Genomic DNA, 26,405 nt, shown 5'->3' with positions numbered 1-26,405 from the left:
TCATGCAACGCATCGATCTCGAATTTTCCAAGGAAGAGTTCGCGCAGCGTTTGTCTGCTGTGCGCGGAATTATGGCCGACTTGGATCTCCAGGTTCTCGTCCTGGACGAATTGGAATCCATGCAATGGGTGTCCGGTTTCGGCATTTCACAGACGATGTGGCGGTGCGCCGTCGTCCCGAGGGAAGGTGAGCCCTTCCTCATCGTGCGGAGTCTGGATCTCGTGCCGGCGATCGAACGGTCGCCTTTCTCCGGGATCGTTGGCTTCAAGGATTGGGATGATCCCGTCTCGGTACTTGCTGACGAACTCCGCAAGCGCGGACTCGACAAGACGGATATCGGCGTTGAATTCGACTCTTCGTCGATGTCTGTTCGGCGGCTCGCGGATCTGAAGCGCGAGCTCCCTGACGCTCAATTCAAGGACATCGGCATTCGCATTTGGGAGCTGAGGGCGGTTAAGTCGCCGGCGGAGATCGAGTATCTTCGTCGCGCAGCGCAAATCTGCGATGAGGCGGTGCTACGAGGCGTTGCAGCCATCAAGGTTGGAGGACGTCAGCGCGATGTCGTGAAGGCTGCCGCGATCACGTATCTCGAGATGGGCGCGGACCCGGGCCGCGTGGGACCGATTACGACTGGGATCGGTTGGGGCGCGCTACACGGGAATGAGCATACTCATCCCATCGAGAAAGGAAGCATCGTCCATATCGAGCTGACCCCCAGGGTCTGCTGCTATAGCTCTCGGATCATGCGATCGGTCGTCGTAGGCGAGCCGAGCAAGGAACAACTCGATGTCATGGATCAGTTGATAAAGATCCAGGATCGCCAGTTTGCGGCAATGGTACCCGGAGCTGTGGCCGGGGATATCGATGCTTTGGCTCGCGAGCCGATCCTCGCCGCCGGCCTTCGTCCGAGTTACGACAACATCACCGGGTACACTCTGGGCTGCTATCCGTCTTCCACTCAGAAGGGCAGCGAGTTCGTTCATAAATTCACGCCGGCTGAGACGTGGAAGCTCAAGGAGGGGATGGTCCTCCACATGTACCTGTCAGCCGAAGGCTTGGCCATTAGCGAGGCTGTAGTGGTCCGATCGGACGGGGTCGAACGCCTGACCCAATGTGACAGAAAGCTATTTAGCGTCGCTGTGTAAGCAAGAAACAGTGATACTCGCAAAAGGGTTGTGCTCGTGAAGTCTCCATCGGCCGATTTGACCATTCAAGGCGCTTCGGTGTCTGTATCGAATCTCACCATGCGCTATGGCTCCATGGTGGCGCTCGATAACGTGACGCTCGATGTCGCCGAAGGCGAGTTCCTTGCGTTGTTGGGGCCGAGTGGATCGGGAAAGTCCACGATTCTCATGAACATCGCGGGCTTCAATATTCCCTCCGCAGGTGAAATTCGTATCGGCTCGGAGGTGGTGACCAACAAGCCGCCGCACAAGCGCGGAATTGGAATGGTTTTTCAGCGCTATGCGCTATTTCCACACCTCACCGTGGCGGAGAACATTGCCTATCCGCTGCGGCGTCGTGGGTGGAAGCAAAAGCTCATCGCCGATGAGGTAGAGAGGGTTCTGGAACTCGTAGACCTCGGCGCTTATGGAGCACGGTATCCCGCTCAACTTTCCGGCGGCCAGCAGCAGCGCATTGCGGTGGCACGCGCGATCGTGTTCAAGCCATCGGTTTTGCTAATGGATGAACCGCTCGGCGCGCTGGACAGGAAGCTCAGACAGCAGCTTCAGCTCGAAATTAAGCGACTTCACCGAACCATCGGCTGCACGATCATCTTTGTCACTCATGATCAAGAAGAAGCGCTCTCGATGGCTGACCGCGTCGCGGTCATGCGGGGAGGCAGGATCGAGCAGATCGGTGACCCAACATCCCTGTATGAGCGGCCGGCCACCGATTTTGTGGCCGACTTCATCGGGGAGACCAATTTCATCGATGTCGCCGCCAAGGAGATTGCAAATGGAAGCGCGATCGTGGCATTTCCCGGTTTTGAGCAAGATCAATCCGTTCCCACTGCGAAATCAACGATCGCCGGGGGAAAAAGTAGACTGGGCGTTCGCCCGGAGCATTTTTTAGTTTCGACCACCAGGCAGGGGCTCAAGGCCAATTTGCTGGAGAAGGCGTATGCAGGCGAGACAACGACGTTACTTGTCGGGACAGAACTCGGTGAATTGAAAGTACGTTTGCCGAGCAACGAGTTGTGTTCTGGGATAGAACACGGATCGGAGATACATTTGATACCTGACATGAAGAAGTCGCGTTATTTCGTAGCCTAGCTAAGGCGCAGTGAGAGTCGTTTGTGGCCGAGGCAAGGCCATATCCAGTTCAAATGAAACATTAAACTAGATCGTCACCGTCAATCCAACCTTCACGCGATCCATCGCTACAAATGTTTTAAATTTTTTCACGTTCGTGTTGTTAAAGAATAGCTGTCTCGTTAGTTCTTCATAGGCTGACATTGTCGATATGACTATCACGAGGATAAATTCGACATCTCCGGTGACGTAGTAACACTGTTGCACAAACGGGCACTCGAGAAATTGCCGCTTCGCTTCGTCAATATGGCGTATCGTTTCGCTATCGAGCTCGACTTCCACGAACAAGGTGATCGGTTTCCCTACGGCCGTCGGATCGACAACGGCAATATTTCTGGAGATCACTCCGCTCTGTTCCATGCGCTTGATGCGCCGTTGGACGGCGGCGGCGGAGAGGTTGACGCGCTCGCCGATCGTTCGCTGGGGCGTTTGATTGTCCTGCTGGAGAATTTCGAGGATCGCGCGATCAAAGCTGTCGAGATTCGGATTCATGGTCCACGCGTTACAAATGTGCATCCAAGGCCCTCAAATAGAGCGCCCTTCTCTGGCGGATTGCAATAACGTTTAGCGGATCTCCGGCTGATTACGGCTTCCAGAATTTGAGAGGGTCTCGTGAGCAACGACAGCAAGCTCGATTATTTGGAACTTGAGCGCGAGATGACGACTTGGCGGCGCGACCTGCACGCCAATCCGGAATTTGGCTTCGAGGAGCATCGCACCGCCGCCTTCGTGGCCTCGAAGCTGCGCGAGTTTGGTCTGGACGAGGTTGCAGAGGGCATAGGCGGCACCGGAGTCGTCGGTACCCTCAAACGAGGCGCAGGAAATCGTGCTGTTGCCCTTCGTGCGGATATGGACGCGCTTCGCATCCTTGAGGATACGAACCTTTCCTATCAGTCAAAAAAGCCGGGTCTGATGCATGCCTGCGGGCATGATGGGCATACGACAATGTTGCTCGGAGCCGCGAAATTGCTGGCGGCGGAAGGGGGCTTCGACGGGACGGTCCGGTTTGTTTTTCAGCCTGCGGAGGAATGGGGCAAGGGCGCGCTCGCAATGCTCGCCGATGGGCTGATGGAGCGCTTCCCATTCGATGAAATCTATGGATTGCACAATGCTGCGGGGATGCCAGTGGGGCAGCTACAGGCGGGCAAGGGCGCCGTTACTTCCGCCGAGGACAATTTCGAGATCACGCTGAAGGGCGTTGGTGGACATTCGTCGAGGCCTCAGTCGGGGCGCGAAGTGATGGTGGCGGTGGGGAGCCTCATCTGCAGCCTGCAGACGATCGTCTCGCGGAGGCTTCGCCCTAACGAGACGGCGGTCGTCTCCGTTACCGAAGTCATAACCGATGGCACTCGAAATGTGCTGCCTGGGCAGGCGCGTATCTTGGGGGATGTTCGCAGTTTTGTGCCGGAAGTGAGCCTTGAGATTGAAAAGCACATGCTCGAGATCGCGAAGGGCACGGCTCAAACATATGGGCTGTCGGCCGAGCTCTCCTATTTGCGCGAGTTCGTGCCCGTCGTAAACGACGCCGCTCTCGTCGATGAAATGCTGGCAGCCGCCGGAAGCGTGCTTGGAGCCGACAAAGTCAAGCTCTCTACGGTGCCGGGAACGGGCTCTGAAGATTTTGCCCGTTTCCTAGAGCATGTCCCGGGAGTGTTCGCCCGCATTGGGAATGGTGACAGCGCTTCTGCCCACAACCCCAAGTTCGACTTTGACGACGGGGGCCTTCTGCACGGTGCCAATGTTCATGCTGCGATCGCTCGGAGGCGTCTGGCCGCTCAGTCATGAGTTAAGCCGGGGAACCTGCCACGCGAAGCCGGTTTCGGCATTTGGGCGGGTCGCTGACAGCCCTCCCAACTCACGGTGAGACATATTGGGTCCGCAAGTTGGCGAGAAGGCGCTCCAATCTGCGTTGGGGCTCACTTTCTGATGTCTCCTCCCCGCTGGGAGAGACTTCATCACCGTAGGCTCGCCCTTGGGTTTTGGAGTGATGTGTCGGGCAGGGCGAGACCGAGCCGAGGGCGCATCAGCTACGCAATGACACATGCAAAAATGCCAATTGCCTGCGTTCGGCGCCTTTGGCAGACGACAGCCCATGACCGGCGGACGCCCGCAAGCGGAGATCTCGCGAAATAATGACCGACATTGCTAAAACAGTTCTGGATATTGATGCTCTCAGGGCCGACACGCCGGGCGTCGCCCATCGAGCTCATTTCAACAACGCGGGCGCTGCGCTTATGGCAAAGCCGGTTTTGGCGGCCGTACAGAACTATCTTGTTCGGGAGTCCGAGATCGGCGGCTATGAGGCCGCCGCCGAGCATTACGACGAGCTGAATGCAGTATATGGCTCGGTCGCGCGGTTGATCAACGCTCGGCCTGATGAGATCTCGATCGCCGAGAATGCGACCATAGCCTGGCAGCGCGCATTCTATTCGATGCAGTTTCGGGCAGGCGACCGGATCCTCACCGCCAATGCCGAATTTGCGGCCAACTTCATCGCGTTCTTGCAAGTTGCCAAGCGCACGGGGGCCTCGGTCGAGATCGTGCCAAATGACGAATCAGGCGCGCTCGACCCGTCGGCGCTCGAGGCCATGCTGGACGAGAGGGTTCGGCTGATAGCGGTCACCTGGATTCCCACCAATGGTGGGCTGGTAAACCCCGCGGAGGAAGTAGGTAGGATCGCCCGCAAGCATGGCATTCCCTTCCTCCTCGACGCTTGCCAAGCCGTAGGGCAGATGCCGATCGACGTCGAAGCCCTCCATTGCGACATGCTCACGGCCACCGGTCGGAAATATCTCCGCGCACCTCGGGGTACGGGGTTTCTATACATCCGCAAGGCGGTCCTCGACCGCACCGAACCGGCCATGCTCGACCTCTTCGGTGCGACGATGACCGGGCCGCGTACCTATGGGTTGAGGCCGGACGCGAGGCGTTTCGAGACGTGGGAGACAAATTATTCGACCCGCATGGGCTTGAACGCGGCCGTCAACTACGCCCTGGCGGTCGGGTTGCAGGCAATCGAGGCGCGCTGCGCGGAGCTGACCAACACGTTGCGGAACGAACTGGAGGAAATCACGGGCGTCCGCTTGCACGATCTCGGTCGGCGCCGGGCCGCAATCCTGTCGCTGACAGTCGATGGGGTGGAGGCAGCGGAAGTCATGCGGCGGCTCGCTGCGGTTGGCATCAACGTGTCGGTGTCGCCGCCCACCAGCACGCCGATCGATGCAGCCGCCCGGCAGCTGCCGCCTGTCGTTCGAGTTTCCCCGCACTATTACAACTCTGGTGAGGAGATCGATCGCGTGGCGTCCGCCATCCGCTCCGTCGCCAAATCGCGAGCGACCTGACTCGCCGGCGCCAAACACCCCCAATCTGAGCCGAGGACCTTTTGCATGGCACAATTCGCATCCCCTTTTCCGCTGGAGGATTTCCATGATCGGCTTCGGCGCGTCCAGGAAGTTTTGCGGGCTCGAAACGTGGACTGGGCCATCTTGGACGAGCCCGAGACCATGGGCTGGTTGTCTGGCTATGTCACCAGCGAGAATTTGTGGCGTGCCGTGATCGTGCCCGTCAGCGGGCAGCCGTTTCTCCTGCTGAGAAGCCTTGATGCGGCTCCCGCGCGTCATCGGACCTGGATTGATCGGATCGTGACCTTTCTCGACTGGGAGGACCCTATCGAGGTTTTGATGAAGCACTTTCCGGCGAGCGAGAACGGCAAGGTTCGTATCGGGATCGAATTCCAATCAAACTCGATGACCCAAGCGCGTGTGCTGGCGCTCAAGCACAAGCTTTCGGATGCTGGGTTTGTGGATCTGGAGCGGTCGACATGGGATCTGCGGAGGATCAAATCCGTGTACGAGATCGCTCATATGCGCAGAGGCTCGGAAATTCTCGACCAGGTTCTGGGCGAGGTCGTCGCTGCAATCCGTCCTGGTATCAAGCAAAGGGAGATCGCCGCGATCGCAGCGGCGGCCTATTACCGGCTCGGCTTCGACGACGGTTTCATCGGGCACATCACCGCGAGCACCGGTTGGGATTCACTGCACGGGTTCATGACCGATGAGCCACTTGGAGACGGTCAGGTCGTACACATCGAGCTCCTGCCACGGTTCAAAAACTACACAGTGCGAATTATGCGATCCGTGGTCCTCGGTGCGGCCACCGATGAACAGAAGGACGTCTTTGCCCAACTATGCGAGCTTCAGGACCAGCAACTGACGGCAATGAAGCCCGGAGCCCTTGCAAGCGATGTCGACGCCATCATGCGCGTCGGGGCACTGCAAAGAAACTTGCGGCCTAGCTACGACAACATCACGGGCTACACGTTGGGATACAACTCCTCCGCGTCACAGCGCCTGAGCGACTTGCATCGAAATTTCTCGCCGAAAGCCTCGTGGCCCATCGAGAGGGACATGGTGTTCCACATGTACGCCTCGGCGGGCGGGCTGGCTGTGAGTGAAACGGTGCTCGTCACCGATGGTGGTGGCGAGCGGCTCACGCAAACCCCGCGGGTGATCTTCGAGGCCAAATAGCACGGACTGGAGCGGCGCCTTCGATAGGCCAAGTCGCTCGAACGTCTGATCCCAGGGACCTAGAGGGCTCGCATGAACATCTCGTTTCTCAGCGAACTTCTGACAAGCGTGACCGATCGAGGGCGCGCCCTGATCGGTTTCGACCGGGATGTCGGTCAACGCGGACGTCCCTTGGATCGACTTTGCGAGGATTTGCTCTCCGGGCGGGGCGAGGCCTCCGGCATGGCCTTGGCGCAGGCGGTGCTTAGCCTCTGGGAGCGGCTCGACAAACCCGGCCGGCTCGCCTTCTTCAATCTTCTCCAGGACCGGTTTGGCCCGGACCACGCGCTCCTAGACAAGGCCATCGAGGCCTATCGTGCGAAGCCCCAGGCTGCGGCGATCTCGGTGTTGCACCATGCCGCCGAGCCTCGCCGACAGGAGCTGCTTCGCCGCCTCAATCTTGCGCCCGACGGCACGCCCGTGCTTGTGCGAATGCGTCAGGCTTTGTTCGAGGCGATCGAGACGCAAGGCGATCTCAAGGCGATCGACGACGACTTCCGCCATCTTTTCGGCTCCTGGTTTAATCGTGGCTTCCTGGTGCTCCGTCGCATCGACTGGCGCTCGCCGGCGAACGTGCTGGAGAAGATCATCCGCTACGAGGCGGTGCACGAGATCCAGGGCTGGGACGATCTCCGACGACGCCTGGAGCCGGTGGATCGGCGCTGCTTCGCGTTCTTCCATCCCCAGCTCGTAGACGACCCGCTGATCTTCGTCGAGGTCGCGTTGACCAGCGACATCCCGCGCAGCATCGGCGAGGTCCTGAGCCCTGAACGGAAGGTGCTACCGGCGCGGGAAGCGACGGCGGCGGTGTTCTATTCGATCTCGAACTGCCAGGAGGGGTTGCGCGGCATCTCCTTCGGCAATTTCCTGATCAAGCAGGTGGCCGAGGATCTGCGACGCGAGCTGCCGGGGCTCACCACCTTCGTCACGCTGTCGCCGGTGCCCGGCTTCGCGCGGTGGCTTGCCAGCACCGCGGCCAAGCCTGGCGATCTCGCCCTGACAGCCGGGGAACGCGCCGAGCTCGCCCGCCCGACCGGCGAGACGATCTCGCTTGACGATGCCACTAAGGCTCGCCGCGACAAGCTCCTCGGCCAGATGACGGCCGAATACATGCTCCGGGCGCGCACAGCCTCCGGCCGCGTCATCGACCCCGTCGCGCGCTTCCACCTCGGCAACGGCGCGCGCCTGGAGCGCATCAATGTCGGCGGCAACCTCTCGGCGCGGGGGCTGCGCGAGTCCCATGGGGTGATGGTCAACTACCGCTACGACCTCGACGACATCGAGGCCAACCACGAGGTCTTCGCCACTCGCAACACGGTCGTGGCCTCGTCCGGCGTGCGCAAGCTCCTCCGGACATCGGGCAACGGTCAAAAGGATCGAGATCATGGGTAATCACTTCTTCGATCTGGTCCGCTCTCGCATGGGGAGTGAGGATGCGCGGTTCGCGCTGCTCGGCGACGGCTCGCGTCGGACCTACGGTGATGTCTTGGACGAGTCGGGCCGCTTTGCGAGCGCGCTAGTCGGGTTAGGGGTGAAGCCGGGCGACCGCGTCGCCGTCCAGGTCGAGAAGAGCTTCGACGCGCTGATGCTCTATCTCGGCACGGTGCGGGCCGGCGGCGTCTTCCTGCCGCTCAACACCGCCTATACCCCCGCCGAGATCGAGTACTTCCTCGGGGATGCCGAGCCGGCCGTCTTCGTCTGCGATCCCGCGCGTGCCGTGGCATTGCTTCCCTACGCCGAGAAGGCGGGCGCCAAGCTGGAGACCCTGGATTCCGACCGGGGGGGTAGCCTGGTCTACAAAGCGGATGCCGCCGCCGCGCGCTTCGCGGATGTACCGCGGGGGCCCGACGATCTCGCCGCGATCCTCTACACCTCCGGCACGACCGGCCGCTCGAAGGGGGCGATGCTGAGCCATGACAACCTCGCCTCCAATGCGCTGGCGCTCGTCGATTGCTGGCGCTTCAGCAAGGACGATGTCCTCCTGCACGCACTGCCGATTTTCCACACGCACGGCCTCTTCGTCGCGATGAACGTCACACTCCTCGCCGGTGCGGCGATGATCCTGCTGCCGAAATTCGATCCCGGCATGGTCTTCAAATACCTGCCGCAGGCGACTTGCATGATGGGTGTGCCGACCTTCTATGTTCGCCTGCTCCAGGATATCAGGCTGTCGAAGGAGGTAACGAGGCATATGCGTCTCTTCGTCTCCGGCTCGGCGCCGCTGCTGGCCGAGACGCATCGCGAATGGCGCGAGCGCACCGGCCACGCCATCCTCGAGCGCTACGGCATGACCGAGACCAATATGAACACCTCCAATCCCTATGACGGCGACCGGGTGGCGGGCACGGTCGGCTTCCCGCTGCCGGGCGTGTCGGCGCGCGTTACCGATCCGGAGAACGGCAAGGAGCTCGCCCGCGACGAGATCGGCATGATCGAGATCAAGGGCCCGAACGTTTTCAAGGGCTATTGGCGCAACCCGGAAAAGACCAAATCCGAGTTCAGGGCTGACGGCTTCTTCATCACCGGCGATCTCGGCAAGATCGATCCGGTCGGCTACGTCCACATTGTCGGCCGCGGCAAGGACCTGATCATCACCGGCGGCTACAACGTCTATCCGAAGGAAGTCGAGACCGAGATCGACGAGATGCCAGGCGTGGTCGAGAGTGCCGTGATCGGCTGCCCGCATCCCGATTTCGGCGAGGGCGTTACCGCGGTGGTCGTTGCCAAGCCGGGCGCCGACATCACTGCGAAAGCCATTGCCGCGGCGTTGGAGCAGCGGCTCGCCAAGTTCAAGCAGCCCAAGCAGGTTTTCGTCGTGGCCGACCTGCCGCGCAACACCATGGGCAAGGTTCAGAAGAACCTGCTGCGCGAGCAGTACAAGGACATCTATGCGAAGCAGGGCAAATAGGCGGCTTCTAGGGCATCCTTCAGGTTGCGGCTATAGTGGTTGCAAGGTGCTGGCCGAGCGCGGCGACGTTCACCCGGCCCAGTGTTGGTCCCATGTGCGGCGACGCTTCTACGAACTCGCCCAGGCCGGCCCCGCGCCGATCGCCAGCGAGGCCTTGCAGCGCATCGCGGAACTCTATCGCATCGAAGCCGCGATTCGTGGCCACGGTGCTGATGAGCGCCGCACAGTGCGCCAGGACAAGAGCCAGCCGTCCTTGGGGCGATGGAGGCTTGGCTGCGGGAGAAGCGGAGAAGCTCGCCCTGATCAGCCAGAAGACGAAACTCGCAGAGGCGACCCGCTACGCGCGCTCATGCCGGGGTGGGCTGTGTCCGCTAAAAATCAGCACACTTTTGACGGATAACCCGGCTGCGGCACGATGGAGCGTGTCCACCCCTACGGCATCGGAGAGGGGCCCGTCCCGATTTTTCGTTTCAGAAGCGACCGCAGGCGTGAGCGGAACGTGTACGCAGGCGGTCCATAACCGTACAATTCATGAAAAGTAGTTCGGGATATTGCGGCATCGGGTAAATTTGGCGATCAAGTTATTCGCGGTCTCAGGGCAGTAGAGCCACTCCCCTCACTTCCCTGCCGTTCTCCACACTATTGGCTGGCGGCCAACGGTGTAACTTGGGCCGCGTCATACTGACGGCGGCCCCTTTTTTTGTCCGTTCCACTTCGATCAAGCGATGACGACGATTTCGCGATCCGCCCGTGGTGTCAGCAAATCCGCGGCGTCTTCCGTTATTACAAGATCTTCCTCGTGAGCCATGATGCGCCCGTCCCCGAAACTCGCGGAAGGCTCGATCGTCAGAACCATTCCCGGTTTCAGAACGGTCTTGTCCGACGGCGCATTCGACGGGGGCTCCGTCAGCACCTTGCCGAGCCCATGCCCAAAGCGCCCGACGTTTCCGATATCGAAGCCATATCGGCTCAAGACGGTCGCTTGCGCCGTAAACACGTCGGCTGCGGTTCGTCCGGGCCGAGCTGCCTGGATGCCTGCTTCAGTGGCGAGCCACAACGCCTCATTGACCCGTAGGACCTCGTCCGTCGGCCTACCGAACGAGAAGTTGCGGTCGAAATCGCAGAAGTAGCCGCCGTACCTGGCTCCGGTATCGAGCATCAGGACATCGCCCACCGCCACCCTTCGGTTGGTTGGACCCATGATAATGCTATCATACCCGCCCTGGCCGGAACCAATGGAGGTGTAGGGCGCCTTGTCTGCACCCTTGAGCAGCAGGTCCGCCGCGAATTTTCGGCAGATCTCCCGCTCGCTGTCGCCAACGTTCACGAAAGACGGTAGATCGTCGAAGGTCTGGCCGGCGATCTGGCAGATGTGGCGGATGCGCGAAATTTCAGCTGCCGACTTGAGCACGCGCAGCTCGGCCATTAGCAACGTGCAATCGACCATCTCGCCACCGATGGCGGCTTGCAGCCTGAAAACATCGCTAACCGGCATGCCGATCCGCGACTCGGGGCCGATCTCAAAGCCAATTCGCCCATAAGACCGACCGACCTGACCCAGATGCTGCGTCAGGATGCTGATGCCTTCGTCATGCGGCCGGGGCGACGGCCAGGTTACGATGTTTTGACACCAGGAGGTGAGCAGCCAATTTGTTTCGCCAATCTCGGGGATGATGGCGATGGGCGACCCCGCGCGAGGCACCACGAAGTACCAGGGGCGGGAGGGCGTGTTCCAAGCGAACTGCGTCTCGAATCCAGCCAGATATTCGATGTTGGCTTCCGAGGTCAGCACGATCGCGTCTAGCCTATAGCGGGTCATCGCCGACCGCGCGTCCTCGATGCGCTTTTCGAACTCGGCACGGGCGAAGAGAGCGATTTCGCCGATGCTGTGGGCGCGTAGGGGGGAGCTAGCCAAGATGGTCATCCGTTTAACACCGACGATAGGAAGCGTTTGGTGCGATCCTGCTCGGGCGCATTGAAAATCTGATCGGGCTTTCCCTGCTCTACGATGCGTCCGCCCTCGAAAAAGCAGATCCGGTCGGAGATTTCACGGGCGAACCGCATTTCGTGAGTGACCATGAGCATGGTCAGATCATGCTCGTGAGCCAGGGAGCGAATGACGTTCAACACTTCGCCCACGAGCTCCGGATCGAGCGCCGAGGTGGGTTCGTCGAACAGAAGCACCTGCGGGCGCATCGCCAAAGCCCGGGCGATGGCCACACGCTGCTGCTGGCCGCCCGACAGTTGCCCCGGATAGGCCTTGGCCTTGTCGGAAAGGCCGACCATGCGGAGCAGTTCGACGGCCCGTCCTTCAGCTTCGTCCCGGCTCAAGCCCAGGACTGCCGTCGGGGCTTCCACCAAGTTCCGCAGAACCGTCATGTGCGGGAACAAGTTGAAACTTTGAAACACCATGCCGACCTTGCCCCGCACCTTGTGGAGATGCACATCAGTCGCAAAGAACGGCGGCTTTCCTTGAGGCTGATGATAGCTCATGCCATCGAGCGTCAGGCGCCCCTCTTGAAACGGCTCGAGCGTCATCAAAATCCGCAGCACAGTGGATTTGCCAGACCCGCTTGGCCCGATGAGCGTCACTTTCTCTCCAGCCTGCACCTTGAGATCGAAATCGCGAAGGACGGGATGGGCACCATACCGCTTGTGGACCTGGTTGAATTCAATGGAGGCGCTCATCGCAGCGCAATTCCCTTCTGCGGAACGAAGCGTTCCAAACCGCGCAACAGCGCCGAACAAACGCAGGTGAGGACGAAAAAGATGGCGCCAACCATGGAAAGCGGGACGAGATACTCGAAAGTCCGATCCCCAATGCGATTGGCCAGATTCAACATCTCAACGACGGTGATGGTCGAAAGCACCGGCGTGTCCTTCATCATCGAGATCAGATAGTTGCCGAGCGCCGGCAGGACCCGCGGGATCATCTGCGGAAGAACGACGGTTCGATATGTCCGCGTTTTCGAGAGATTGAGCGCCGTCGCTGCTTCCCATTGACCTTTGGGAAGCGCATCGAGACCGGCGCGGTAAACTTCGCTCACATAGGCTGCGTACTGCAGTCCCAGCACGGTAGTGCCGGTCCAGAATGCGGGCAGGGTTACGCCGAACTCCGGAAGCACGAAATACAGAAAGAACAGCTGCATCAACAACGGCGTGTTGCGCAGGAATTCGACGACGAAACCGACCGGCCAAGTCACGGGCTTCCACCGTGAACGGCGCAACAACGCGAATATCATCCCAACGACTACCGCGATGACGAAGCCCGCGAACATGGCGAGCAAAGTCGTTCGAAGGCCAATCAGGAGGATCGGCAAGATCGACCACGCGAAAGCGGCAGACGAGGAGAGAACGAGTTCGTGGCCCAGGATCATGAGAGCCTCCCGGTAGAGCGCGCGACGCGAGTCTCGAGAATGCGCATCAGTGCGACGATCAACATCGCCATGGCGAAATAGATCAGCAGCGCGGTGCCGTAGACGGCCACCGTATCCTGCGTGAGATTCCGGATCTCCTGGGTCTTGAACGTCAAATCGGCGATCGTGATCATGGATACCAACGACGTATCCTTGAAGTTTTGGACGGCCAGGCTGGAGAACGATGGCAGCATTTCGACGACTGACTGCGGCAGGACTATCCGCCAAAGCGCTTGGCTGCGCGTGAAGTTGAGTGCTCTGGCGGCTTCGTGCTGCTGCTGACTTACCGATCGGAGAGCCCCGCGTACGACCTCGGCGCCATATGCACCGGTGTTGAGGCCCAGTGCCAGAACACCTGTCAGGAAAGGCGGCAGCGAAATGCCGAGCAAGGGCAAGGCGAAGTAGAGCCAGAAGAGCTGGACCAGAAGGGATGTGCCGCGGAAGATTTCGACATACGCGAATGCTATCGCTCTTAGCCAAGCCGGTCCGGCAAAAAGGGCGACCCCAGCGCCGAATGACAAACTGGCTGCCATCAGCAATGACAGGGAGCAGATCAGCAAGCTGGTCGACGCTGCCCCTAGTAGGATGGGTAGGTGAACTGACAAGTCCATGATGGTTGCCCACAATCGGGACGGTGAGCGTGCACTACACGCGCCCTGTAATTTTGTGCGGTGCCACGGGGAAGCGATCTCCTGAGTGGCACCGACGCGTTGTGAATGGCTCGATAGGCTGCGATGTCGCGTTGGTCGGAGACACGCGCGCTAAGTCACTTTCCGGCGCAGAGGTCAGCTGTCGACTTGGCCAGCGAAGCCGCGATGCTGCCTTCGGTGACGCCATGGTTCGCGAGGATCTTCTTATAGTCGTCTGTCTTCTTGAACTCGCCTAAGGCCTTGTTGAAGGCCGCCACGAGCTCTTCCGATCCCTGCGAAAATGCAAAGCCGCCGAAGCTGCGCGTCGCCTTGCCTTTGATGATCGGATCGGAGAAGGGCTGGGCGATGTCCAAGCGCTGATTGACCTTGGCAAGGCTGCCGACGGTCGCCTCGACGGCGGCATATGCGTCGGCCCGGCCACTTGTGACGGCGGCCGGCGCATCGGCATTGTTTGCGATGATGACCAAGCGGCTCTCCGGCACGCCGACGGCTTCGGCAAATGCGAGATGGCTCGTGCCGTTGACGACCGCCAGCTTGAGGTTCGGGCTTTTGGCGACATCCTCGTATGAGTGGATCATCTTCGGATTGCCCTTGGGAACGAGCAAGGCGTCGCCGTAGCTGGAGTTTGGCTCGGAGAACAGGACCTGCTGGCACCGAGCGGGCAAGATATCCTGTTCGGCCGCCACGATGTCGAAACGGTTGGCCTTGAGGCCTGGGATCAAGGAGCCAAAAGGCGTGACGACCCATTGCACCTCGGGAATGCCCATCGATTTGAGGACGGCTTGGGCCACCTCGGGAGCGATGCCCTTCGCCTTTCCTTCGGCGTCCATGAAACCGTAGGGAACCTCGTTCGCGGTCGCTGCGCGGATAAACCCTTGCGATTTGATTTGATCGAGACTGGCCGCCTGCGCGTTGGCGAGGACGACGGGGAGGGCCAAAACCGCGAGGGCGGTCCGGAACGAGCGGAGTTGCAGATTGAAAGCCATTTTTTCCCCTATGAGAACCGCGACCCGCCCTGTCATGCCGCAGGATTATGGCCGGTGCCGAAAAGAATTTGCGCAAGCACCACTCCTTGGTGCCAACTTCAAACACCTAGGCTCCCGCTTGCCGGCCGTATATTTCCATTTTTTATCATGGCTGGTACAACTCTCAGTTATGACAAGAACCCCGTTGCTTCCCGTCCAACTGAACGCGCTGGCGTGCTTCGAAGCGGCCGGCAGGCATGCCAATTTCACCCATGCGGCGCGCGAACTCGGGATCACGCAGGCTGCCGTCAGCAAGCAAATCAAGGCTCTGGAAAGCCGATTGAATGCGCGGCTGTTTGACAGGGGAAACCGCGCGGTCGCCCTCACCGAAGCCGGCAAGAAATTATACGACGGTGTTTCCGCCGGCATGCGGACGATCGGCGAAACGCTGGAAGCTATTTGCAGCATCCGCCATCCGCCGGAACTCGTCGTGACGACAACGGTGGCGATGGCCTCGCTTTGGCTGATGCCGCGGATCGCCAGCTTTCGAGCCCAGCATCCCAGCATCGCAATCCGACTGATTGCTACGGACACCCTGCTCGATTTTGCAGAGGATCGCGTCGATGTCGCCATCCGGTATGGGAATGGCGACTGGCCGCACCTTAATTCCAAGTTTTTGCTGGGCGTTCGCTTTTTTCCTTGTTGCAGTCCTGATTACCTTGCGAGGCATCCGATGCGGACTGCCGAGGATCTCCGTCACGCTCGCCTGCTGAACCTCGAAGGGCCGGCCGCCCGCTATTCTGAATGGGAATGGTGGTTCGCTTCGAATGGCATCGCGGTCTCGAAGCTCGATCCAGAACTCAGCTTCAACAATTATCCGCTGCTCGTTCAGGCCGCCCTATCCGGTCAGGGAGTTCTCCTCGCCTGGGGAAATGTAATCGACAACCTGATCGATGACGGGTCCCTCGTGCGCATTATCGACGGGGAAACGCCCGCCAACCAGTCCTATTATGTCGTGACCACCCAACGCAGAACCTTGCGAGAAGAAGCCCGTACGTTCTGCGAGTGGCTGCTGGCCGATACTAGGCAGTTGCGCTGAGCACGCTCTCATCGGTTGAAGCAAAGCACCTTTGTTTGCATCATTCCTCAATCGCGAACCATACGCCTTCCCGAACCAGGCTTCCGGCCTTGATGACGTGCTCCCCGTTTTCCCGCCGGTCATAAGTTAGGTCCGGCTTCGTTTTGAAGTGCTCCCCGATTTTGGGCCAGCGCGAGCTGGAATTTTCCGGGGTTAGGGCTCATGCCCGCAGGGGCGCCGGAGAGCCGTTCATCAGCGATATCGGCGGCTTGTTGCCGATGGCGCTGTGTGGCCGGACCTCGTTGTAGTCTCTGCGCCAAGCCTCCATTTTTGCCCGGGCGTCGTCAAGGCTCATGAACCCGTGCGTGTTCAGGCACTCGGCCCGGACCTTGCCGTTGATGGGGTGGACGGCCCCTGCACCCGGCATCAGCGTGGCATAGTGGCTGTCGTGGCAGTCAAACTCAAAAAGGAGCCGTCCCATGCAGATCAGTGTCGTCGGTCTCGATATCGCCAAGCAGGTCTTCCAGGTTCATGCCGCCGACGTGGAGGGCCGGCCTGTCGCACAGCTGAAGCTGCGGCGCGCGCAGGTGCTGGATTACTTTCGGGCGCTGCCACCATGCCTTATCGGCATGGAGGCTTGCGCGACCGCACACCATTGGGCGCGCGAGTTGAGCGCGCTTGGCCATGCGGTTCGTCTCATGCCGCCGGCCTACGTGAAGCCCTACGTCAAGCGCAATAAGACTGACGCGGCCGATGCTGAAGCGATCGCCGAGGCGGTCACGCGGCCCACGATGCGCTTCGTGCCCGTGAAGTCAGCCGCGCAGCAAGCGGCGCTCATGCTGCACCGGGTGCGCGAACTTCTCGTGCGGCAGCGCACGATGCTTGCCACCGCTATACGGGCGCATCTGGCCGAGTTCGGCATTATCGCTCCGCAAGGCATCCACCGCGTCGAGAAGCTCGCAAATGAGGTCAACAACCCGGCAGTGCCGCCGCTGGCGCGCGACGCGCTGATGTTGCTTGTTGATGAGCTTGCGAGTGTTTGGCAACGCATCGATGAGCTGGAGGTGCGGCTCGTCGCCCTGCACCGCGCCGACGAAGTCAGCCGACGGCTTGCGTCGATACCCGGTGTCGGGCCGATCACGGCCATGGCGATCGCAAACACTGTACCCGACCCGTCGATGTTCCGCTCTGGTCGTGAGTTCGCCGCCTGGCTCGGGCTCACACCAAAGAGCCATTCAAGCAGCGGCAAGGATCGACTTGGGCGGATATCCAAACGCGGCGACCGTTACATCCGGCATCTGCTCTACGTTGGAGCGGGCAACGCAATCCGCTTTGCCAAGGCTCGCGCCGCAACAGGAGAGGCGTGGATCCGGGGCCTGCAGGAGCGTCGACCGCCAAAGGTCGTCATCATCGCCCTTGCCAACAAAATGGCACGCATTGCGTGGGCGCTGATGATCCGTGGACAATGCTTTCGTTCGCCGGCGGTCGTAGCGGCATAGCCGCAGGCGGGCACACCTGTTGCGAGGGCGAAAGTGAGGTGATGGCACGACCGGTCGGACCGGGGATCGACACAGCCCGCAGAGCTTTGGGCGCCAAGAGCGCGACCCGTTGATGAGGCGTCGATCCGCGAACTCCATCAGGGCCAGCGGTCATGAAAATGGGCCGCACGAACAGGCCGCATACATGAACGCACCCGACCCGCGCGTTGCACGCCCCTCATCTCGAACCTTGCAACGCAGGGGCCGTCCATACATGAAGGACTCGATGAAGCTGTTGTCGGTCGGCTTGCCTGGCCGGGAAAAGTCGAGCACGACGCCCTTCTGATAGGCCCAGAGATCGAGGTCCCGGCTGACGAACTCCGAGCCCTGATCGACACGGATGCTTCTCGGATAACCCAGTCCGCCGCAGATCCGCTCCAGCGTCAGGACGACGTCCTCGCCGCGATAACTGAACCGCGGATCGACGGTCGGCGAGAACCGGGAGAAGATGTCGACCACTGTCAGGACCCTGATCTTGCGGCCCGTCGCGAGCTGCTCGTGGACAAAATCCATCGCCCAGGTTTCGTTCGTCCGCGTCGCCGGACGACGGTCCTCGCGCAGTTTTGCCTTGACCCGGCGCCTGGGCACTGAACTGCTCCCCGATTTTGGGCCAGCGCGAGCTGGAATTTTCCGGGGTTAGGGCTCATGCAGGCGGGGGCGCCGGAGAGCCGTTCATCAGCGATATCGGCGGCTTGTTGCCGATGGCGCTGTGTGGCCGGACCTCGTTGTAGTCTCTACGCCAAGCCTCCATTTTTGCCCGGGCGTCGTCAAGGCTCATGAACCCGTGCGTGTTCAGGCACTCGGCCCGGACCTTGCCGTTGAAGGACTCGATGAAGCTGTTGTCGGTCGGCTTGCCTGGCCGGGGAAAGTCGAGCACGACGCCCTTCTGATAGGCCCAGAGATCGAGGTCCCGGCTGACGAACTCCGAGCCCTGGTCGACACGGATGCTTCTCGGATAACCCAGTCCGCCGCAGATCCGCTCCAGCGTCAGGACGAACGTCATTGACTGCCGAAGGGCATGGCATTCAGCCGATAATCGGTCGAATCGTTGATCATGACGACGGCAGCCTCGATCCCGTCCACAGCGGACAGTGCGGCCTGCAGATTTGAGGTGAAGATGACAGAGTGAATGCCGTAGTCGGTTTCGTTCGCTGCAGACCCGTACCAGCGCATCGCTTGGCGCCTCGAAAAGCCAGGGGACATCCTTCTTCAGCCCCGGCAGGAGCTTCGATATTTCATGGAAGAAGATGAAGCGGCCCTCGGCCTCGTACCGAGCCTGCTGCACGGCCAGCAGATGGTTCCAAAACCAGCGAGGCCCGACGTGCCGGGCAATGCAATCCGCTGATCCTTCATTTGATACAGCTTCAGGCGATAGGCCCGGCAGATCGTCGTCAAACAGAATATTCTCATTCCGTTCCAGGCAGACCATTGCCCAGTCAGATCAATTCAGTCAATCGTTGAGCAACCTCGCATGAAACAGATCCGAAACCCCAAGGCCGATGAGCGCAATTGACAACCTGGACTGGGATGATTTGCGTGTCTTTCTGGATGTTGCGAGGACAGGGAGCTTGGCGCAAAGCGCGAAGCGTCTGCGCATCGACCATTCCACTGTCAGCCGACGTATCGCACACTTGGAGAGCAGTCTTGGACTGAGCGTCTTCGAGCGCACCAGGACCGGCTTCCGACTGACCGATAGCGGGGAGAGAGTCCTTCGCCATGCCGAAACCATCGAAAGTGCCGTAATCGGCATAAGGGCCGATGTCGCTCCGGAGGTCGCGTCCGGAGTGGTCCGTCTGGCCACCATGGAAGGTATCGCGTCCCTCTATCTAGCACCGCGATTGCTGGCTTTGGATGCCGAGGCTCGCGACCTTCGGCTGGAACTGGTCACGTCGCCTCAGGTGATACACGTGAACCGCAGAGAAGCGGACCTGTTTCTGAGCTTCTTCAAGCCTCCAGGCCAAGGTCTCGTCTCGGAAAAATTGGGATCGTTTGCCATTCATGCGTATGGCTCCGATGTTTATTTCGAGCGCTTCGGTCGGCCGCAGGCGGAATGTGATTTGGCCAACCATAAATTCGTCGGATATATCGACGACTTGATTGTGGTCGATGCTGTTCGATGGCATCGCGACCTGATTGGTCTGTCGAATTACTCGTTTTCGTCAAATAGCATGATAGCGCAAATGCACGCGGCTTCGGCCGGCTTGGGTCTCGTCGTATTGCCCAGGTTTGCGGCGTTGACCTCTCCGAATTTGCGCCCACTGTTCCAGGAAAGCCTGCGGGCCGAGCGCGAGATCTGGTTGAATGTTCACCAGGACCTGCAGTACTCTGGAAGGATCAAGACCGTGGTTCGGTTCCTGAAGCGGCAAATCTCATTGGACATGTCGACCGGGGTGTTGTGACGAGCGCCTGCAGTTAGGCTGTCGCGGTCTCGCCGCCGCGACGTCCTGCCTGGCGGTCTTGGAGGTGGCGACGACCTGCTTGCCGGCGCCCGTGGAGCTCAGGCCAGACGCGTCGCCAATGCAGTGTGCTCGGCGACGATGTGCAGGAATAGGGCGAGTTGCTCCTCGGTCAGTAGCCCGTCGCCTCGGGCTTCGTAGGACGAATGGTCCGCCCGGCGGATGAGGTTCAGTAATTCGTCGTGGGCGTACTGCGCGTTCGCATGGACCCGCTTGATGTTCGACGTCATCGGAAAGTTGCCTCCAAGGCTCAGCGCGGCGGAAGTCGTGCTACGGCGGTCGCCCAGGGCGCTGACGGCTCGCTTCAGGCCCACCAGCGGCTTGCGGTAGGCGATCAGCTCCACGAGAGCGTTTCTCCATCGATGGCGAAAGGTGGGCGCTCCGATGCCGGAGCAAACCTCGATGTGGCGTGTGGTGAACAGGCAGGCGAGCGGTCGATAGATTTTTGAAAAGCGCTTCTGGTCCCGCTTGAGCATCGCCCGGACGATCATCGCGGATTCCCACGCCGCGCCTCGGTGGAGGCGCAAGGAAATCGCCGCGGTCGTAGATCGGTTCGTCTCCCGCAACGGCACTCTGCCCGTCCTGGTCCGGCCAGCCCATAGAAATTTGGTGGAGCAGCTTCGGGTCAGTGCAGCCAGTTCGATCGCCGCCTCGATGTCGCGGCGTGGCGCATGGCCGAATTTTTCGATGCACCATCTGCTCGGTGTCGGCGTTCGGGCGGACGCAGCGGCACGAAGCGCAAAATCCTTCGCGGGCGTGGAGGAGATGATCGAAGATCTCGAATCGCGCTTCGGCATCTGTCAGACGTGTCGCAGCTTTTGTCCTCGCTGCGTGAGGACGTGAAGGGGTGGGAGCAGGAGTATCTTTCCCAGGCCCTCGCCCTCGGTCGCGCCGCGTTCAAGCCACACCTCGACGCGGCCAACGACCTGTGGGTCGGATGCGTCCGCCGATGGGGGCAGGGCAGCGGCTACCGCGACGACATCGCGGGGGAAGTGCAAGGCTGGTTCGACGACGAGCCTAGCCTCAACAGCGCGCGGCAGTCAGTCGAGAGCGGTCTCACGCAGCTTTGGAAGGAGCTGGTTCTCGACTCGCTCACTCAAGCCACCCGCTTCGAGGACCAGATTGCCGAGGACGCCTGAGAAGTAGATGCGACGGGAAGACAGCACCCAGCCGCCGGTGGCTCGGCCAACTTGGGAAGCGCCCCGGCGACATCGGAGGACTCCGATTTTGCAAATGAGGGCCGAACCTGTCTCCGCCGGTGAGTAGGTTACGGCGTCATTCGATCAAGAGCACCCCCGTCAGAAGCTCGGTTTTGCGGGCTGCATACAGAATGGCAAGGATCACCTGATCGAATAATCTAACGAATGCCATCGGTGAGGCCAAGGGCGCACCACGATACAAACTTGCAAAACGGCCTGGCAAATGGAGTGCCTTTCTCACCTCAGTCCCAATATTCTCCCGGTGTTGCACTCCAAACGGCTTCGTATGCTCGACCTCGATTGCCGCTTTATCCGGCCCGTCTGGAGACGCGGACGCGGACGCCGTTCGCCAGTTCGGTCAGCTGGCTCCAATGCCGTGGTATGCCAGCTATCCCCCGGCGGGCGCCGCGGCCCGCCGACTGGCATGACGCGTTCTGCCGGCGTCCTTCGCGAGCCACAGCCTATGAACGTTGCAACGCAGGATGGAGATTGTGCCATGACGATGCTGGACCCTGACGCGCTGGTGGCGGAGATAACCGCTTGGCGGCGCGATCTCCACGCCCATCCCGAATTCGGCTTCGAGGAGACGCGCACCAGCGCCTTCGTCGCGGCCAAGCTGCGCGAGTTCGGCCTCGACGAGGTGGTAGAAGGTGTCGGCGGCACCGGCATCGTGGGCACGCTGAAGCGCGGCAACGGCAATCGTGCGATCGCGCTCCGGGCCGACATGGATGCGCTGCGTATCCCGGAACAAGGCGAGGCATCCTATCGATCCCGGAATCCCGGCGTAATGCACGCCTGCGGCCATGATGGCCATACGGCGATGCTGCTCGGGGCGGCGAAACTGCTGGCTGCGGATGCCGGCTTCGACGGCACGGTGCGCTTCATCTTCCAGCCCGCGGAGGAATGGGGGCGCGGCGCGCTCGCCATGCTCGACGACGGCTTGATGGAGCGGTTTCCGTTCGAGGAGATCTATGGGCTGCACAACGCGCCGGGGCTCGCCATCGGCCGTTTCCAGACCAGACCCGGCGCAATCATGTCGGCGGAAGACAATTTTGAGATCGTATTGACGGGTATCGGGGGACACGCCGCCCGCCCGCACTGGGGCAAGGAGGCGCTCGTCGCCGCCTGCGCGCTGGTCACGAGCCTGCAGACCATCGTCGCTAGGCGCCTAAGCCCGTCCGACATTGCGGTCGTCTCGGTGACCGAGCTGATAACGGACGGCACCCGTAACGCCCTGCCCGGCCAGGCCCGGATCCTTGGCGACGCCCGCAGCTTCACGCCCGAGGTCAGTGCCGAGATCGAGCAGCAGATGCGGATCATCACGGAGGGCATCGCGCGCGCCTATAATCTGCAGCATGCCGTCACTTATACCCGCGAATTCGTGCCGCTCGTGAACGACGCGGCGCTTACCGACGAGGCCTTGGCCGTCGCGCGTGAGGCGCTCGGGCTGGACAATGTCTCCATCGTCTCGGCCCCTTTCACCGGGTCGGAGGATTTCGCCCGCTTCCTCGACCATGTGCCCGGCTGCTTCGCCTTCCTCGGTAATGGCGACAGCGCGCCGCTGCACAATCCGCGCTACGACTTCGACGATGCCGGGCTAATCCACGGCATGCGCTTCCATGCCGGGATCGCGCGCCGGCGCTTGCCCGCGGCCTGAGCTTTGCTTTCACTGCGTTCACGCTTCGATTGGAGATTGCGATGGCCCATTCCCTCAAGGCAGTTGCCGCAAGCCCTGCCCATGCCCCCGGCCCGAACCAGCCGGATCTCGACGCAGCCATCGTCTGGGAAGCGCGCCGCGAGCTTGCCGCGACATTCCGCATGGCAGCGCGCTATGGCTTCGAGGAAGGCATCTGCAACCATTTCTCGGCCCTCGTCCCGGGCTATGACGACCTCTTCCTCGTCAACCCCTATGGCTGGGCCTTCCGCGAGCTGACGGCGTCGCACCTGCTGATCTGTGACTTCCATGGCAATGTCGTCGCCGGCGAGGGGCAACCCGAGGCGACCGCCTTCTACATCCATGCGCGCGTCCACAAGAACCTGCCGCGCGCGAAGGTCGCCTTCCACACGCATATGCCCTACGCGACGGCGCTCTCGATGACCGAGGGCGAGCCCCTGATCTTCGCCGGGCAGACGGCGCTGAAGTTCTATGGCCGCACGGCATTCGACCGCGACTATAACGGCCTTGCCCTCGACGAAAGCGAGGGTGACCGCATCGCCGCCGCGGTCGGCGATGCCGACATCGTCTTCATGAAGAGCCACGGCGTCATGGTGCTGGCGCCAAACGTCGCAGAGGCCTGGGACGACCTCTATTATCTCGAGCGCGCCTGCCAGGTGCAGGCCATCGCGCTCGCGACCGGACGCACAGTGCTGCCGGTGAAGCGAGAGATCGCCGAGGCCGCAGCCCGCCAGATGCGCGAGGGCGATCCGGAGTCTGCGCGGCTTCATCTCGCCTCGATCCGCCGCCAGCTCGATGTCGAGGAGCCGGCCTATCGCGATTGATCCGACGAGTATCTAGCCGGGGACCTTGTCGCTCAGATGGTCGAAACACTTCGCCGTGGCCCAGTGACAAGTCGGCGATGTAGTAGACGTCGAGACGCGCGATCGGGTAATCCCCGATTCGCTCTTCGATCGCGTCGTTGACCAGCTTGGCCTCTTGTTCATCAGGAACTCGGGCTAGCTTGACTTGGCCAGGCTTGAACCAAGGCGGCCGACCGGGTGCTGTCGAGAAGCCGCCCCCTGCAGGCGAGTACGAGCACGTCGGCATCGCGGCGTGCCAGGCAGACGCCGAGAGCTGCGGGCCAGCGCTCATGTGGGCCGCCTGCGCGGTTGCAACGGAGCTTGCAACGATAGGCGCTCAACGCCCACCGGCCTCGATGATATTTGCAGTCATCGAGCGTGGGTGAGCGATCGACCGAACAGCACCGCTGCCGCTTTACGCTTTGCCGCGAATCCACGGCGACCGTCGGTCGTTGGACCGTAACATGACTGCGAGTGCACAATGGGACAGCTCCCACGCTTCAAGGCTGCGGCAATCCACGCTGCACCCGTCTTCCTCGACAAGGCTGCGACGACGCGCAAGGCGATAGCGCTCATCCAGGAGGCGGCACGGGCAGGGGCGGAGTTCATAGCCTTTCCGGAAACCTACATTCCCGCATTTCCGGTCTGGTCGGCGATCTGGGCCCCGATCGAGAACCACGATTTTTTCATCCGCATGTCGCAGGAGTCCGTGCTGATCGACGGGCCCGAGGTCACCGAGATTCGACGCGAGGCCCGACGACTGGGCGTCTTCGTCTCGATCGGGATCAGCGAGCGTTCACCCGCCAGCGTTGGCTGTATGTGGAATTCCAATTTGATCATTGGTGACGACGGCGCGATCCTGGTTCACCATCGAAAGCTCGTTCCGACCTTTTATGAAAAGCTGGTCTGGGCCGCCGGTGATGGTGACGGTCTGCGCGTTGCCGATACGCGCATCGGTCGGCTGGGCGGGCTTATTTGTGGCGAGAACACAAATCCGCTGGCCCGGTACACCCTCATGGCGCAGGGCGAGCAGGTTCACGTGTCGAGCTGGCCGCCGATCTGGCCCACCAGGCCGCCGGCGAACGGCGGCAATTTCAACAACGTCGCGGCCAACCGCATCCGCGCCAGCGCGCATTCGTTCGAGGCCAAAGCCTTCGGTATCGCCACTGCTGGATTCATGGATAAATCGATGCGCGACCAACTCGTCGATAGAGATCCGAAGGCCGCGGAAGTGCTCGACGCCACGCCTCGCGGTGCGTCGTTCATCATTGATCCGACCGGCGAGCTGATCAGCGACACACTGCAGGACGAGGAGGGTATCGCTTACGCGGAAATCGACATCGGCCGGTGCATCGAGCCCAAGCAGTTCCACGACGTGGTGGGATACTACAACCGCTTCGATGTGTTCGAGCTCACCGTGCGACGGACACGGCAGCGACCCGTGCGCTTTGTCACTGACGAGTCGGCCTGCAACGCCGCGCCTGCGCGGCAGCCTGATCAGAGCGATCTAGACTTCAGGGAGATTGCCTTGCAAGAGGAAGGCGCCTGAACCCAAAAAAAGTGCGCCGACACCGGAGCCACGCGCGTTGGAGAACTTTCGCCCTTCGCACCGAGGTCCTGGTCGGGATGAGGACGCCGTCCTTGACGAGGAGGTTGGCGGACATATCGGCTTGCACGAACACCGTGGGCCCGTTTCGGCCGGCACGGTCCATCAAACCGGGCGCTCGATCGCCCAAGGGGACACGCGCATGAGCACGCCGATCGCACCTCACAATCCTCGGCCCAATATGGGCCCGAGCGGGATCTATCGTCGTCTTCCCTTGGAGCCTCATCAGATGGATGAGCGCCTCACCGCTACCAGCGACCTCTTTGTCCTGATCCACATGGGAACACCCGCTGTCGACGTGTCGATGTGGTCGCTCGGCATCGGAGGGATGGTTTCGCGCCCACTCTCGATCCCGCTGACCGAGCTTCGAAGCTTGCCGCGCGTGACGGTCCAGACCGTCCATCAATGCGCCGGCAATCCGCTCCAGCCGACCGTTCCCACGCGTCGGGTGGCCTGTGTGGAGTGGGCCGGCGTGGCTCTGAAATCCCTGATCGACCTAGCGGAGCTGGATCCCAGGGCGACCCATATGTGGTCGTTCGGCATGGATCACGGGGAGTTCGAAGGGACTTCGTGCGACGGTTACGGCAAGGACCTCACGATCGATCGTCTTCTGGAGGCGGGAGCCTTGGTTGCCTACGAACTGAACGGCAGCGCCTTGCCCACGGAGCATGGTTTTCCTGCACGCCTCGTCGTTCCCGGCTACTATGGAACCAACACGGTGAAGTGGCTTGACAGGATCGAGTTCCGGGACAAGCCGCTCGATGCGCTTTTCACGACCATCTACTACAATGATGCGAAGTCCCCCGCCGAGGCGCGGAAGCCGGTATGGGAGATCCCCGTCGGCTCGCTCTTCACCTCACCCGCCCCGGGATCGTCCCATCGTCGCGGCGATGGTCTCGATGTTGCTGGGTGGGCGTGGGCGAAGTCGGGCGTGTCTCGCGTCGACGTCAGCGTCGATGGCGGTGCCAATTGGCGCCCCGCAAAACTTGAACCGGATCGGGGCGCCGCCTGGCGACGTTTCGAGGAGACGATAGGTGTGCCGGAGCCGGGGCCTCTCGGACTGGTCGTACGAGCCACGGCGAACGACGGGCGCAGCCAACCCCTCGAAGGGGTGCGTTACGCCGCCCATGCGATCACCATCAACGTAGTATAAGTCCGCTGCGTCCCGTACCTCGACGACCGGAAGATTGCC

Annotated in this window: 22 protein-coding genes and 5 pseudogenes; 16 read left to right on the top strand and 11 right to left on the bottom strand. The window is 61.2% G+C overall.

What is annotated here, in order from left to right; translation table 11 throughout:
- The first annotated feature begins 2 nt into the window (after positions 1-2).
- Both BHK69_RS30125 and BHK69_RS30120 read left to right on the top strand, forming a co-directional pair.
- Complete coding sequence (locus BHK69_RS30125; RefSeq protein WP_069694163.1) at positions 3-1,145, top strand: M24 family metallopeptidase; 1,143 nt, start codon at positions 3-5, stop codon at positions 1,143-1,145.
- Between the two features lie 36 nt (positions 1,146-1,181).
- Positions 1,182-2,276: an ATP-binding cassette domain-containing protein gene (locus BHK69_RS30120; protein ID WP_148663732.1), complete on the top strand. Its 1,095-nt coding sequence runs from the start codon at positions 1,182-1,184 to the stop codon at positions 2,274-2,276.
- A 66-nt stretch (positions 2,277-2,342) separates the two neighbouring features.
- Here BHK69_RS30120 and BHK69_RS30115 read toward each other — a convergent pair whose 3' ends face one another.
- Positions 2,343-2,807, bottom strand: a complete 465-nt coding sequence (locus tag BHK69_RS30115; protein WP_069694346.1) for an Lrp/AsnC family transcriptional regulator — start codon at positions 2,805-2,807, stop codon at positions 2,343-2,345.
- Positions 2,808-2,972: 165 nt separating this feature from the next.
- Between BHK69_RS30115 and BHK69_RS30110 the strand changes: the two genes are divergently transcribed.
- The 6 genes and pseudogenes from BHK69_RS30110 to BHK69_RS31745 all read left to right on the top strand — a co-directional run.
- Positions 2,973-4,100 (top strand): amidohydrolase, encoded by a 1,128-nt coding sequence (locus BHK69_RS30110; protein WP_069694345.1) that lies wholly within the window; start codon positions 2,973-2,975, stop codon positions 4,098-4,100.
- 347 nt (positions 4,101-4,447) lie between these two features.
- Positions 4,448-5,656, top strand: a complete 1,209-nt coding sequence (locus BHK69_RS30105; protein ID WP_069694161.1) for an aminotransferase class V-fold PLP-dependent enzyme — start codon at positions 4,448-4,450, stop codon at positions 5,654-5,656.
- A 45-nt stretch (positions 5,657-5,701) separates the two neighbouring features.
- Positions 5,702-6,841, top strand: a complete 1,140-nt coding sequence (locus BHK69_RS30100) for a M24 family metallopeptidase (protein ID WP_069694160.1) — start codon at positions 5,702-5,704, stop codon at positions 6,839-6,841.
- A gap of 72 nt (positions 6,842-6,913) precedes the next feature.
- A complete protein-coding gene (locus BHK69_RS30095; protein WP_069694159.1) occupies positions 6,914-8,272 on the top strand; it encodes a malonyl-CoA decarboxylase in 1,359 nt (452 codons plus the stop codon).
- Entirely contained in the window at positions 8,265-9,788 is a 1,524-nt protein-coding gene (locus tag BHK69_RS30090) for a malonate--CoA ligase (protein ID WP_069694158.1), read from the top strand. The genes BHK69_RS30095 and BHK69_RS30090 overlap by 8 nt, the downstream gene beginning before the upstream one ends.
- A gap of 28 nt (positions 9,789-9,816) precedes the next feature.
- Positions 9,817-10,153: pseudogene (locus BHK69_RS31745) on the top strand (IS66 family transposase); the annotation flags it as partial.
- Positions 10,154-10,506: 353 nt separating this feature from the next.
- On the opposite strand, the gene BHK69_RS30085 reads toward BHK69_RS31745, so the two are convergent.
- The 5 genes from BHK69_RS30085 to ehuB form a co-directional block, all read right to left on the bottom strand.
- A complete protein-coding gene (locus tag BHK69_RS30085; protein WP_069694157.1) occupies positions 10,507-11,712 on the bottom strand; it encodes a M24 family metallopeptidase in 1,206 nt (401 codons plus the stop codon).
- Positions 11,709-12,476 (bottom strand): ectoine/hydroxyectoine ABC transporter ATP-binding protein EhuA, encoded by a 768-nt coding sequence (ehuA, locus tag BHK69_RS30080; RefSeq protein WP_069694156.1) that lies wholly within the window; start codon positions 12,474-12,476, stop codon positions 11,709-11,711. Before ehuA ends, BHK69_RS30085 begins: the two co-directional genes overlap by 4 nt.
- The gene (ehuD, locus tag BHK69_RS30075; RefSeq protein ID WP_069694155.1) at positions 12,473-13,165 is read right to left on the bottom strand and encodes an ectoine/hydroxyectoine ABC transporter permease subunit EhuD; all 693 of its coding nucleotides are present in this window, start codon (positions 13,163-13,165) and stop codon (positions 12,473-12,475) included. Before ehuD ends, ehuA begins: the two co-directional genes overlap by 4 nt.
- A complete protein-coding gene (gene ehuC, locus BHK69_RS30070) occupies positions 13,162-13,815 on the bottom strand; it encodes an ectoine/hydroxyectoine ABC transporter permease subunit EhuC (protein WP_069694154.1) in 654 nt (217 codons plus the stop codon). Before ehuC ends, ehuD begins: the two co-directional genes overlap by 4 nt.
- A 155-nt stretch (positions 13,816-13,970) precedes the next feature.
- Entirely contained in the window at positions 13,971-14,840 is an 870-nt protein-coding gene (ehuB, locus tag BHK69_RS30065; protein ID WP_069694153.1) for an ectoine/hydroxyectoine ABC transporter substrate-binding protein EhuB, read from the bottom strand.
- Between ehuB and BHK69_RS30060 the strand changes: the two genes are divergently transcribed.
- Positions 14,830-15,918, top strand: a complete 1,089-nt coding sequence (locus BHK69_RS30060) for a LysR substrate-binding domain-containing protein (protein ID WP_148663731.1) — start codon at positions 14,830-14,832, stop codon at positions 15,916-15,918. The genes ehuB and BHK69_RS30060 overlap by 11 nt on opposite strands.
- 199 nt (positions 15,919-16,117) lie before the next feature.
- On the opposite strand, the pseudogene BHK69_RS30055 reads toward BHK69_RS30060, so the two are convergent.
- Positions 16,118-16,306, bottom strand: a pseudogene (locus BHK69_RS30055) (integrase core domain-containing protein); the annotation flags it as partial.
- A 70-nt stretch (positions 16,307-16,376) separates the two neighbouring features.
- Here BHK69_RS30055 and BHK69_RS30050 point away from each other — a divergent pair.
- Complete coding sequence (locus tag BHK69_RS30050) at positions 16,377-17,396, top strand: IS110 family RNA-guided transposase (RefSeq protein ID WP_069694151.1); 1,020 nt, start codon at positions 16,377-16,379, stop codon at positions 17,394-17,396.
- Between the two features lie 255 nt (positions 17,397-17,651).
- Here BHK69_RS30050 and BHK69_RS30045 read toward each other — a convergent pair.
- The 3 pseudogenes from BHK69_RS30045 to BHK69_RS32435 form a co-directional block, all read right to left on the bottom strand.
- Positions 17,652-18,029: pseudogene (locus BHK69_RS30045) on the bottom strand (DDE-type integrase/transposase/recombinase); the annotation flags it as partial.
- Positions 18,030-18,078: 49 nt separating this feature from the next.
- Positions 18,079-18,429: pseudogene (locus BHK69_RS30040) on the bottom strand (integrase core domain-containing protein); the annotation flags it as partial.
- A gap of 14 nt (positions 18,430-18,443) precedes the next feature.
- Positions 18,444-18,587, bottom strand: a pseudogene (locus tag BHK69_RS32435) (aldehyde dehydrogenase family protein); the annotation flags it as partial.
- 347 nt (positions 18,588-18,934) lie between these two features.
- On the opposite strand from BHK69_RS32435, the gene BHK69_RS30035 reads away from it, so the two are divergent.
- Positions 18,935-19,834: a LysR family transcriptional regulator gene (locus BHK69_RS30035; protein WP_069694150.1), complete on the top strand. Its 900-nt coding sequence runs from the start codon at positions 18,935-18,937 to the stop codon at positions 19,832-19,834.
- Between the two features lie 98 nt (positions 19,835-19,932).
- Here BHK69_RS30035 and BHK69_RS32430 read toward each other — a convergent pair whose 3' ends face one another.
- Positions 19,933-20,688 carry a hypothetical protein gene (locus tag BHK69_RS32430; protein WP_148663729.1) on the bottom strand — a complete coding sequence of 252 codons (756 nt, stop codon included), beginning with the start codon at positions 20,686-20,688 and terminating at the stop codon, positions 19,933-19,935.
- 9 nt (positions 20,689-20,697) lie between these two features.
- Between BHK69_RS32430 and BHK69_RS30025 the strand changes: the two genes are divergently transcribed.
- The 5 genes from BHK69_RS30025 to BHK69_RS30005 all read left to right on the top strand — a co-directional run bounded on the left by BHK69_RS30025 (position 20,698) and on the right by BHK69_RS30005 (position 26,366).
- Complete coding sequence (locus BHK69_RS30025) at positions 20,698-21,030, top strand: hypothetical protein (RefSeq protein ID WP_069694148.1); 333 nt, start codon at positions 20,698-20,700, stop codon at positions 21,028-21,030.
- Between the two features lie 556 nt (positions 21,031-21,586).
- Positions 21,587-22,747: an amidohydrolase gene (locus tag BHK69_RS30020; RefSeq protein WP_069694147.1), complete on the top strand. Its 1,161-nt coding sequence runs from the start codon at positions 21,587-21,589 to the stop codon at positions 22,745-22,747.
- Between the two features lie 41 nt (positions 22,748-22,788).
- The gene (locus BHK69_RS30015) at positions 22,789-23,589 is read left to right on the top strand and encodes an aldolase (RefSeq protein ID WP_069694146.1); all 801 of its coding nucleotides are present in this window, start codon (positions 22,789-22,791) and stop codon (positions 23,587-23,589) included.
- 499 nt (positions 23,590-24,088) lie between these two features.
- A complete protein-coding gene (locus BHK69_RS30010; protein WP_083269938.1) occupies positions 24,089-25,156 on the top strand; it encodes a carbon-nitrogen hydrolase family protein in 1,068 nt (355 codons plus the stop codon).
- Between the two features lie 199 nt (positions 25,157-25,355).
- Positions 25,356-26,366: a molybdopterin-dependent oxidoreductase gene (locus tag BHK69_RS30005; protein WP_148663728.1), complete on the top strand. Its 1,011-nt coding sequence runs from the start codon at positions 25,356-25,358 to the stop codon at positions 26,364-26,366.
- Positions 26,367-26,405: the final 39 nt, after the last annotated feature.

The organism is Bosea vaviloviae (assembly GCF_001741865.1).
Taxonomy (GTDB): Bacteria; Pseudomonadota; Alphaproteobacteria; order Rhizobiales; family Beijerinckiaceae; genus Allobosea; species Allobosea vaviloviae.
This window is presented reverse-complemented; position numbering and strand designations above follow the sequence as displayed.